This is a genomic window from Acinetobacter haemolyticus (assembly GCF_900406815.1).
GTDB classification, from domain to species: Bacteria; Pseudomonadota; Gammaproteobacteria; order Pseudomonadales; family Moraxellaceae; genus Acinetobacter; species Acinetobacter haemolyticus_A.
The window spans coordinates 153448-164234 of sequence record NZ_OVCN01000006.1 but is presented as its reverse complement, the minus strand read 5'-3'; the positions used below and the strand labels follow the sequence as shown (position 1 = coordinate 164234).

The 10787-nt window shown below is 36.7% G+C and carries 10 protein-coding genes; 9 read left to right on the top strand and 1 reads right to left on the bottom strand.

The annotated features are described in order from the left end of the window. Positions 1 to 1340 (bottom strand): DNA polymerase III subunit gamma/tau (dnaX, locus tag DK207_RS06060; RefSeq protein WP_109440392.1); only part of this gene is annotated, 1340 nt, incomplete at its 3' end. Between the two features lie 192 nt (positions 1341 to 1532). On the opposite strand from dnaX, the gene DK207_RS06055 reads away from it, so the two are divergent. From DK207_RS06055 to DK207_RS06015, 9 genes are all read left to right on the top strand, one after another. Beyond that, the gene (locus DK207_RS06055) at positions 1533 to 2696 is read left to right on the top strand and encodes a cupin domain-containing protein (RefSeq protein WP_109440391.1); all 1164 of its coding nucleotides are present in this window, start codon (positions 1533 to 1535) and stop codon (positions 2694 to 2696) included. Between the two features lie 224 nt (positions 2697 to 2920). Further along, entirely contained in the window at positions 2921 to 3982 is a 1062-nt protein-coding gene (locus tag DK207_RS06050; protein WP_109440390.1) for a linear amide C-N hydrolase, read from the top strand. Between the two features lie 26 nt (positions 3983 to 4008). Then, entirely contained in the window at positions 4009 to 4509 is a 501-nt protein-coding gene (locus DK207_RS06045; protein WP_109440389.1) for a hypothetical protein, read from the top strand. A gap of 370 nt (positions 4510 to 4879) precedes the next feature. Continuing rightward, the gene (locus tag DK207_RS06040) at positions 4880 to 5446 is read left to right on the top strand and encodes a TetR/AcrR family transcriptional regulator (RefSeq protein WP_109440388.1); all 567 of its coding nucleotides are present in this window, start codon (positions 4880 to 4882) and stop codon (positions 5444 to 5446) included. A 531-nt stretch (positions 5447 to 5977) separates the two neighbouring features. Next, positions 5978 to 6295 carry an ArsR/SmtB family transcription factor gene (locus DK207_RS06035; RefSeq protein WP_109440387.1) on the top strand — a complete coding sequence of 106 codons (318 nt, stop codon included), beginning with the start codon at positions 5978 to 5980 and terminating at the stop codon, positions 6293 to 6295. Between the two features lie 68 nt (positions 6296 to 6363). Beyond that, the gene (locus DK207_RS06030) at positions 6364 to 8070 is read left to right on the top strand and encodes a SulP family inorganic anion transporter (RefSeq protein WP_109440386.1); all 1707 of its coding nucleotides are present in this window, start codon (positions 6364 to 6366) and stop codon (positions 8068 to 8070) included. A 192-nt stretch (positions 8071 to 8262) separates the two neighbouring features. Continuing rightward, entirely contained in the window at positions 8263 to 9465 is a 1203-nt protein-coding gene (sstT, locus tag DK207_RS06025; RefSeq protein WP_109440385.1) for a serine/threonine transporter SstT, read from the top strand. Between the two features lie 6 nt (positions 9466 to 9471). After that, the gene (locus DK207_RS06020; protein WP_109440384.1) at positions 9472 to 10152 is read left to right on the top strand and encodes a YoaK family protein; all 681 of its coding nucleotides are present in this window, start codon (positions 9472 to 9474) and stop codon (positions 10150 to 10152) included. 3 nt (positions 10153 to 10155) lie between these two features. Continuing rightward, positions 10156 to 10695 carry a DUF2058 domain-containing protein gene (locus tag DK207_RS06015; RefSeq protein WP_109440383.1) on the top strand — a complete coding sequence of 180 codons (540 nt, stop codon included), beginning with the start codon at positions 10156 to 10158 and terminating at the stop codon, positions 10693 to 10695. The last annotated feature ends 92 nt before the right edge of the window (positions 10696 to 10787 follow it).

Below are 10787 nucleotides of genomic sequence, written 5' to 3'. Positions count from 1 at the left end.
GGTTCAGGTTCAGGTTCAGGTTCAGGTTCAGGTTCAGGTTCAGGTTCAGGTTCAGGTTCAGGTTCAGGTTCAGGTTCAGGTTCAGGTTCAGGTTCAGGTTCAGGTTCAGGTTCAGGTTCAGGTTCAGGTTCAACATTAACTAATTTAGAATCGACTGCAAGCTGTTGTTCGACACCTGAACTTTGAATCGACTGTTGAGATATTGTTGTATCAACTGCTACATTCGAATGATCATTAACTGTGATTTCATTTATATGTAGCGGTCGAAATGCAAGCATACGCAGCACACACATTTCAAAACCTTGTTCTTGTGTGACTGCTAGTTGCAGCTCAGCTCGACCTTTACAGGCGATCTGATAGTAAAGTTGTAAATCTTGTGCTGAGACTAAACGAGCGAGATGTAATATTTTCTGATTAATTTCTTCGCTGTATTTTAGGGCAAGATCAGGCAAATACTGCAACATCGCCAATTCATGCAATGTCGAAACCAACTGATCAAGAACCAAAGAAACATCTAATGCTTGTTGTCTAAATTGCATCAGCAATTGACTGACTTGCGCCTGCTGATTTTGATGAATCGCTAAAATCAAATCATAAATAATCGTACGATCAATCAAGCCCAACATATCTTTGACATCTTGATGATGCACTGCGCCTTGGCCATAGGCAATTGCTTGGTCAGTTAAAGATAACGCATCACGCAAAGAACCTTGTGCAGACTCTGCAATTTGCCAAATTGCATCTCGATCTGCATCAATATGCTCCTTAGTTAAGATCGCTGTTAAATGTTCAGTAATTTCATCTACAGCCAGAGGTCGCAAAGTAAATTGCAAACAACGCGAAATGACGGTGATTGGCAGCTTTTGTGGATCTGTCGTTGCAAATAGAAACTTTACATGTTCGGGTGGTTCTTCCAATGTTTTAAGTAAGGCATTGAAAGAGTGCGTGGAAAGCATGTGTACTTCATCGATCAAATATACTTTGAATCGACCTTGAGTCGGCGCGTAAGGAACATTATCGAGGAGTTCACGGGTATCTTCGACTTTGGTACGTGATGCCGCATCAATTTCGATTAAATCTATAAAACGTCCTTCATTGACCGCTTTACAGGTAGTACATACTTCGCAAGGAGTTGAAGTTACACCAGTCTCACAATTCAAACACTTGGCTAAGATACGTGCGATTGTGGTTTTACCTACCCCACGCGTACCAGTAAATAAATAAGCATGGTGTAAACGCCCACGCTCCAAAGCGCTAGTTAAAGCACGAGAAACGTGATTTTGACCCACTAACTCATTGAAATTACGAGGACGGTATTTTCTTGCCAGTACTTGATACATGTATGCTCCCTTTTCGCATCTTAAGCATACTGTTTTTTTGAAAGGCTGTGAACGAATACGCTGCTAATTGATCAAGATTAAGTACATTCCGATAATTTTATTTCTGAAATGATTACATCACAACAATGCTTGCGCCAACATTCAACTCCATAGACAATACACCTTAAATTTATACGTTTTGGTTTTCTCCTTATGTCTCAACAATCTTTGACGGTTTTAGGCGGTATTACTGCAGAACAATTTCTTGCCGAATATTGGCAAAAGAAACCTTTACTCGTCCGTAATGCGATGCCTGAAATTATTGGTTTATTAGAGTCAGCCGATGTTCAAGAACTTGCTTTGGAAGAAGATGTTACAGCTCGCTTAATCCGTCAAAAAAATAAAAATCCAAATGAATGGCATGTAAAATCGTCACCACTTACCAAAGGTGATTTCCAAAAACTACCTAACCTTTGGACACTTCTGGTACAAGCAGTAGACCATTATTCTTTTGATATTGCAGAGTTGTGGAAGAAATTTCCTTTTATTCCGCAGTGGCGACGTGATGACATCATGGTGTCTTATGCACCTAAAGGAGGATCTGTTGGTAAACATTTTGACTTTTATGATGTTTTCTTAGTACAAGGTTACGGTCATCGTCGTTGGCAATTGGGTCAAAAATGTGATGAATCAACTGCTCTTATTCCTGATCAGCCTCTCAAACTTCTTGCTGAAATGCATGTTGAGTTTGACGAAATACTTGCACCAGGTGATTTACTTTATGTGCCACCAGGGCTTGCACATTATGGTGTTGCAGAAGATGACTGCTTAACATTTTCTTTTGGCTTCCGTATGCCGAATCTTTCAGAAATGATTGATCAAGTCAGTGATAAATTCGCTGAAAATGATTCACTCAAAAAACCACTGATTGATATTGTACGTCAACACACCGCTGCAATCGGCGAGATTAACAGTACTGAGCTCTCTTATTTAAAAACACAATTGCTTGAATACCTTACTCAAGCACCTGAGTTTGAAGCAGCAATTATGTCTTATATGAGTGAATCAAACTATCCAAACAGTATTCCTGAACCAGAAGAAATTACAGCAGAAGATTTACTGGAGGTGATTGGTACTGGTTATCAGTTAATTCTTGAACCAGCATCAAGACTGCTCTACAGAAAATTAGGTGAGGGTTTAGATTTCTGGGCAAACAGTGAAAATGTTTGTGTGTCCAAAAATTTTGAAAATGAATTAAAGAAAATCGCAGATGGTGAAAGCTTAGAGTTTAATGAGCAATTCAATCAAAATGAAGTTTTAGAAGATATTGCTCAATTACTGAATAATGCAATCGTGATGCTTTTGCCTCCAAATTAACTTTTTAGAAACGACTTTCGAGTAAATTTATAGAAGGATATAAAACACATCAATTATGTCGTTTTATTACAGGTCATTAACTATACTCGAAAGTTGTAATCCAATTGTTGGTATAAAAATTACATATTAATATTTGAATAACAATAAAAAATTTATAAACTGTTTATTAATAATATTAAACATACATTAAAGCTAATTATTTTTTGATTACAACGGTGCCAACTATGCTTAAAAAAACTTTAGTTTGTTCATTTATTGCTTCCTCCCTCTTTCTTCAGACGGTTCACGCTTGCACTAGAGCGGTGTATTTAGGCAACAATGATCATATTATTACTGCACGCTCAATGGATTGGAAAGTTGATGTCGGAACAAACCTTTGGATTATGCCAAGCGGTATCGAACGTGATAGCAATGCTGGACCAAAATCACTGAAATGGAAATCCAAATACGGTAGTGTGATCGCAACTGGCTATGATATTTCGACAACAGATGGAATGAATGAAGCAGGCTTAGTGGCAAATGTGCTTTGGTTAGTAGAATCTCAATACCCTGACACTAAAAAATCAAGCAAACCACAATTAAGTATCTCCGCTTGGGCACAATACGTACTTGATAATTTCTCAACAGTAGCTGAAGCTGTTAAAACCATAGAGAAAGAACCATTTGATCTGATTACAGACAACGTTCCTGGTGAGCAACGTCTAGCAACATTACACTTGTCGATTTCAGATAAAACTGGCGACAGTGCAATTGTTGAATATATTGGTGGTAAGCAAGTTATTCATCATCATAAGAAATATCAAGTTATGACCAATTCACCAACCTTTGACCAGCAACTTGCATTAAATAGCTATTGGCAGCAAATAGGTGGAACCGTTATGCTACCTGGTACAAATCGCGCGGCGGACCGATTTGCACGCGCATCATTCTATATTAATGCAATTCCTAAAAATGATAATCCCAAAGATGCTATCGCCTCTGTATTTAGTGTTATTCGCAATGCATCTGTACCCTATGGTTTAAATACAGCAGAAGAACCGAATATCTCTTCAACACGCTGGAGAACTGTAGCAGATCATAAACAGCAATTATATTTCTTCGAATCTGCAGTTTCCCCAAATGTTTTTTGGATAGATTTAAAGAAAATTAATTTTAAAGATGGAATAACGCGTAAACTTGATCTTGGCAAAGATCAGCAGAATAGCTTTGCTGGTGATGCCACGAATCAATTTAAAATTGCCAAGCCATTTGAGTTTCTTGGTCCACAGCTCCACCATTCACGTTAAAAAATTTCATTCAAGAGAATTTAAATATGAGAAAAATCATTGCCTTAATTGGCCTTTCTTTCACGCTTGCTGCTTGTGCCACACCTGTAACATCAACAAGTAGTAACAGCAATGATCTTATAGCAACAGCGGGTTCTTTAACCTGTAAAGCGAACGAACTTTGTCCGAGTGTGGTGGTTGAATGGGACAAGCAAAACAAACAACAACTAAAGCTTGATGTCGCACTAACAAGTAGTTATGACTATTATGATATCGGCAACATTACTTTTACCGTCGACGGCAAATCATTTAGCTATGCACCTATAGGGTCAAGCCAGCAAAAATATATAAACCGTTTGATTCCAAAACGTTCATCTAATACTTTCATTATTCCGAGTTCATTTTTGTATGAGTTGAGAAATGCCAAAAATGTGGATCTTACTATAGATACCAATAAAGGAGTAATTAAACGTTCAGTTTATACCTCAACGCAACAATCTATGCTTTACCATAACTTTGCACAACTCCTGAGTGGACTCCCTCGCTAATTCCTCCTTGTTTATACATCATTAAAGATCAATTGTGTCGCAACAATTGATCTTTAATTCAAAAATGAAAATGATTATTATTTAAAATAATGTACTTAGTTATTTAACGATAATCTGTATAAACTAAAGTTAATCACAATTTATTTTTTATATTTCTCTCTTAACTCATATATATAGTTTAGATATTAATATTATAAATTCATGCTGTTATTTTTAACTCATCTGTTTCATAGTAAAATTTAAAATCAAACAAATAAATATTGTTATTTTTCGCTATGATATTTATTTGATAAGGTGTAGACTATTCGCCAAAATTGCATGATGAAATGCAAAAAGATGCTCTTGATGACGAGCAAACTCGAGGCGTTATATGTCAAAAAAAGAAGATATTATTACCACTGCACTACGACTATTTAACTCGCATAGCTACAATTCGGTTGGGGTTGATCGAATTATCAGCGAGTCTAACGTTGCTAAGATGACATTTTATAAATATTTCCCTTCTAAGGAAAAATTAATTCAAGAATGTCTGATTCAACGCAATCAAAATTTACAAGCCTCATTAAACTTAACTCTTGCAGAATGCGACCCAACAGATCATTTGGGACAGCTTAAAGCAATTTTTGAATGGTATTCAGCTTGGTTCCACAGCGACGATTTTAATGGCTGCATGTTCCAAAAAGCACTTGAAGAAGTTATTAAAATTTATCCTTCAACCTTGGAACCTGCTACCCAATACAAAATTTGGTTGACTGCCCTCATTGAAAATTTGCTCGCAAATCTTGATATTCAAAACCCGATTCATCTTGCGACTCTCATTGTAAGCATACTTGATGGCATGACAATACAGGCACATGTCAACAAAAGCTCAGTCGATATCAATGAATACTGGAAACGTGTAAACCACTTGATCAGTTTTGAGCAAGCACTTACATAAAACAACCCTATCCCTTTATTAATAAAGGGATAGCTTAATAAAAAGAATTCGATAAAAAAATAAAGCGTGATTTATAATTTTTTTTCTGGCTCACGCTTGCGTCTGAGTGTAAAAGAATAATAAGTATTATTACCCTCTGGCGGTTATGTTTTCACATTTCCGATCCTTTTTATGCAGACAGATTATTCTGTCTTATGAGCAATTGTATACACTTTTACACAAAGCACAATCTTTTTTTTAAATTTTTATATATTTTTTAGATATATTAACTACTTAATTTTATTATTTAATAAATATTAACAATAACAGCTTCAACTCAAGATATTGTTTGCTTTTTATACAATAGGTATATGCATGTGAATTGAATCTACAATACGTTTGTTTATGAGAAATGAATCACAAAAATATATATGCTTATTGGTTTAACTGATATATCATGTCATTAAAATCCATTGCAATTATGCAGTTTTACTACATTTTTTTCTATTTCTCACCTTATACTAGACCCGGTTTTCTGGTAGTGATGAGCGTATGCAAAAGGATCTTGAAATTGAAGCAATGAGAGAATCTGCTGATATCGTTGTAAATGTACTTAAATCTCTTGCAAATACTGACCGATTAATCATTTTGTGCCATCTAACTCAACAAGAGCTCAATGTTTCTCAAATTGCTGAAGTAACAAAAATTGTTCAACCCACACTTTCTCAACAACTGATGATGTTACGTAAAAGTAAAGTGGTTTCTACTCGACGAGATGGCAAGCAAATTTTTTATTCTATACTCGACCCCAAACTCAGCATTCTTCTTCAAACTTTATACAAACACTATTGTCCTCAAACACAAGTTTAAATTACCCCTCCTTTCTTTAGCATTTTTTCTGCATAATATATATGAATTTATGATTTAGAATATTATGCATGAAATTGCTAATGCCTGATTTTGACAAATTATTTCCAGCTCGAAAATGGTTGCGTCATTATCAAAAAGCAGATTTTAGGGCTGATCTAATTGCTGCCTTCATTGTTTTAGCTATGTTGGTTCCTCAAGGCATGGCTTATGCAATGTTAGCGGGATTACCTCCGATTATGGGTATATACGCGAGTATTTTACCGATGATCATTTATGCCTTTACAGGAAGTAGCTCAACTCTTTCGATTGGTCCTGTTGCCATTATTTCCATGATGGTGTTTGCAACATTAAACCCTCTTTTTGTAGTGGGATCTCAAGCCTATATTGAGGCTGCTTGTCTACTGGCCATTCTAGTAGGTTTAATTTCATTTGTTCTTGGGATTTTTCGTTTTGGATTTTTAATTCAACTGATAAGCCATCCTGTGATCAAAAGTTTCATCATTGCTTCTGCTTTATTGATCGCATTGGGACAATTCAAGTTTTTATTCGCTGTTACTTTGCAAGCGAACAATATTCCTGAGTTTATTATCAGCTTTCAACAAAATTTCCATCAGATTAGCTTAAGCAACTTCAGTATCGGAATCATTTCAATTGTTTTACTGTTTTTATTGCCTAAATTAATTGGCTCAGATTTTTTAAACAGAATTATTCCATTATTGATTTTACTTTGCGCTATTTCCGTGATGACATTTATTAGCCCTACGAACGATTATTCTATTCAAACGGTAGGCGTCATTCCCTCTGCTTTACCCAGCTTTCATTTTCCCTCGTGGAACTGGAACTTAGTCCTACAACTGCTACCAAGTGCATTTATGATTGCCATGATTAGCTTTATAGAGTCATTGGCTATTGCTCAAGCCACTGCGTTAAAAAAACGTGATGATTTGAACAGTAATCAAGAACTGATCGCACTTGGTTTAGCCAACATTGCTGCAGGTATAAATTCTGGATTTGCAGTTTCAGGAAGTCTCTCAAGGACTGTGGTCAATGCAGATGCGGGCGCAAAAACCCCTATGGCTGGTGTCCTATCCTCTATTTTAATGATCGTCGTCAGCTTATATTTTACTGGCTTTTTTCAAAATCTACCTCTAGCAGTGTTAGCTGCGACTATTTTTGTTTCCATCTGGAAACTCGTAACACCTCGCCCATTTATTGAGACATGGCGGTATTCGAAAGCGGATGGTTTAGCGATGTGGGCAACCTTTATAGGGGTGACCTGTATTGATATCACCACTGGATTGATTATTGGAATTATTTTAACTTTTGTACTGTTACTATGGCGTGTCAGCCGCCCACATATCGCTGTCATTGGGTTGGTAGAAGGCACACAACATTTTAGAAATATATCTCGCTATAAAGTGATCACCTCACCTCATATCGTCTCTTTTCGTGTTGATGAGAATCTTAGCTTTCTCAATGCCCACGTATTAAAAGGCCATATCATTACGAATTTAAGCCAAAACCCACAAATACAACATGTTGTCATTAACTGTTCAAGCATTAGCAATATCGATCTAAGTGCACTTGAAATGTTAGAGGAGATCAACATTGAATTATCAATTTTGAATATTCAATTACACCTCTCCGAAGTAAAAAGTCCTGTGATGGAAAAGCTCGTCAAATCAGCTTTGATCAAGGAATTGTCTGGACGAATTTTTCTAACCCATTACCAAGCGATACAACAACTTTCAGATGTTAGTATGACAAAAAATTAATTTTTAGCTCTTTTTTTACTCAAAAAGATATGGCATATTTTTAAAAAATACTTTTTAAAAACATTGTGTTATTTTTTAAATTATTTTTAACGCAATTCACTTGCAAAAAAAATTTTAATATTCACGGTTCTTAGGTATAGAATACGGCGCTTGTTTAACCTTAAATCGTGCATAGGTTTATAAGGCCTTCATATGTTTAATGTATTGTCTCGCTTGAGTTTAGTTAGCAAAATTATTATCGCTATTTTTTTAGGGGTCGGCGTGGCATTGCTCTTCCCGAATGTTACCCCTTACCTAAGTTTATTGGGTGAGTTATTCATCAAGGCTTTAAAATCTGTCGCACCAATTTTAGTTTTTGTGCTGGTACTTTCATCCATCGCAAACTTCAAAGTCGGTCAAAACTCTAATTTAAAACCCGTTCTGACACTCTATCTTTTAGGAATGCTACTTGCTGCATTTAGTGCAGTGTTGGCAAGTATTTTATTCCCAAGCCAACTATTTTTACATTTAGCGGCGCAATCAGAATTACAAGCACCAGGTAACCTTGCAGAAATCCTAAAAAACCTGATGCTCAGCTTTATCGCAAACCCTGTACAAGCAATTAGTGATGCTAATTTTATTGGTATTTTGGCATGGGCAGTTGGTCTAGGCTTAGCATTACGTCATAGTTCTGATGCTACGAAGAATGTACTTACCGACGTTTCCAATGCAGTGAATAAAATTATTCATATCGTTATTGCTTTTGCACCAGTAGGTATTTTTGGTTTAGTTGCGGTTACTTTTGCAGATGCTGGGTTTGCAACGCTGGCAAGCTATGCACATTTATTGATGGTCCTCATCGGTACAATGATCTTTGTTGCATTAGTGATTAACCCAATTTTAGTGGGTATTACTATGCGCTCGAATCCATATCCGTTGGTATTCAAATGTTTGAAAGAAAGTGGAATCACAGCTTTCTTTACACGTAGTTCCGCTGCCAATATTCCAGTAAATTTAGATCTTGCGCAACGCTTAGGGGTGAATGAAGCAACTGCTGGTGTATCTATTCCACTCGGTGCAACGATCAACATGGCTGGTGCAGCTGTCACAGTGACTGTTTTAACACTAGCAGCTGTGAACACACTCGGTATTCATGTTGATTTTAGTACAATGGTGATTTTATCGATCGTTGCTGCAGTTTCAGCTTGCGGTGCTTCAGGGGTTGCTGGGGGTTCATTACTCCTGATCCCTGTTGCTTGTAGCTTATTTGGTATATCATCTGAAATTGCCATGCAGGTTGTCGCGATTGGTATGATTATCAGTGTATTACAGGATTCGACTGAAACTGCACTCAACTCATCCACTGACGTTTTATTCACTGCTGCTGTAGATTTTAGAAACCGTCAAGACTCATAGGTCAGTATGCCTTTTCAACGTTTACCAAACTGGATTCAACTGGGTGCTTTTTTACTGGCATTGAATGCAGGGATGGTAAACGTTCTTGGTTTATTTACCCTACTTCACCAATCTGTATCTCACATGACAGGAAATGCAAGCTTGCTCGCAATGAGCTTAGTAAATTGGCAGCCTGATCATCTTTTATATCTCAGCCTAGTTTTAATGTGTTTTGTGATTGGTTCTTTTTATAGTGGTCTGATTTTAGGCAATGGTAATGTGGCTCTCGGCCGCCATTATGGATTTCCATTGAGCCTCGTAGCGATTTTCCTATTTTTGACATGGTTACTTATCCCCTATTTCCCACGCTATGGTTTACTTTGGGCATGCGTCGCCATGGGCGTCCAAAATGCGATGGTTAGCCATTACAGAGGCGCAATTATTCGTACCACCCATCTCTCAGGCGTCCTCACAGATATTGGCCTAGCGTTAGGTTACAAAGCCCGTGGCTTGAATGTGGAAAGACGCCGAATTTTTCTTCACTTGCTTATTTTTATCGGTTTTTTAGTCGGTGGTATTATTGCCAGCCTGCTCTATCCTTACCTACAATTACAAACCTTCCTCATTCCGATGGCTTTAAGCTTAATGATGAGTGTGGCATATTGGATTTATTATTTTCTTTCTCCATCAAATTTAAATTCGGACTAAATCATGGTTAAAAATGCACTACAAGCTCAGTTGTTAAAAGCAGGCTTAGTGGATAACAAAAAAGCGAAAAAGCTCACTAAGCAAGTTCAACATGAACAACGCCTTGGACAAAATGATGACGCCGCTTTAAAGGCTGATATTGACCGTGCCAAACAAGAAAAACTTGCCAAAGATCAAGCATTAAATTCAGAAAAACAGCGTATCTTAGAAGAAAAAGCATTAAAAGCATCTATCATTCAAATGATTAAACAACACAAAGTTCTTCAAACTGAAGGTGATATCGCCTATCAATTTATTGATGACAACAAAATTAAAAAAGTTTATTTATCTCAACAGGTCTATAACGCACTTGTCTCAGGCTCATTGGTTATTGCAAAAGATCAAGAAAGTTATGCTTACCTTCCGAAAGCTTTAGCAGAGAAAATCAATCAAAAAATGCAAGGTTTTATCTTGGTCAACAATAACAGCGAACAAAACAAAGACACGACTGATGAAGATGATCCGTATGCAGCTTATGTCATTCCTGATGATCTTATGTGGTAAATGCTACACATATTGTGTAAAAACGCCTTACAAATCGTATATAAACTGTGATTTAAAATAATATCTTTCCCATTCCACCTTACAATCCTTTC

Excerpts from the sequence above, each read along its gene's own strand:
- DK207_RS06055 (WP_109440391.1), top strand. The coding sequence starts at position 1,533 with ATGTCTCAACAATCTTTGACGGTTTTAGGCGGTATTACTGCAGAACAA.
- DK207_RS06050 (WP_109440390.1), top strand. The coding sequence starts at position 2,921 with ATGCTTAAAAAAACTTTAGTTTGTTCATTTATTGCTTCCTCCCTCTTT.
- DK207_RS06045 (WP_109440389.1), top strand. The coding sequence starts at position 4,009 with ATGAGAAAAATCATTGCCTTAATTGGCCTTTCTTTCACGCTTGCTGCT.
- DK207_RS06040 (WP_109440388.1), top strand. The coding sequence starts at position 4,880 with ATGTCAAAAAAAGAAGATATTATTACCACTGCACTACGACTATTTAAC.
- DK207_RS06035 (WP_109440387.1), top strand. The coding sequence starts at position 5,978 with ATGCAAAAGGATCTTGAAATTGAAGCAATGAGAGAATCTGCTGATATC.
- DK207_RS06030 (WP_109440386.1), top strand. The coding sequence starts at position 6,364 with ATGAAATTGCTAATGCCTGATTTTGACAAATTATTTCCAGCTCGAAAA.
- sstT (WP_109440385.1), top strand. The coding sequence starts at position 8,263 with ATGTTTAATGTATTGTCTCGCTTGAGTTTAGTTAGCAAAATTATTATC.
- DK207_RS06020 (WP_109440384.1), top strand. The coding sequence starts at position 9,472 with ATGCCTTTTCAACGTTTACCAAACTGGATTCAACTGGGTGCTTTTTTA.
- DK207_RS06015 (WP_109440383.1), top strand. The coding sequence starts at position 10,156 with ATGGTTAAAAATGCACTACAAGCTCAGTTGTTAAAAGCAGGCTTAGTG.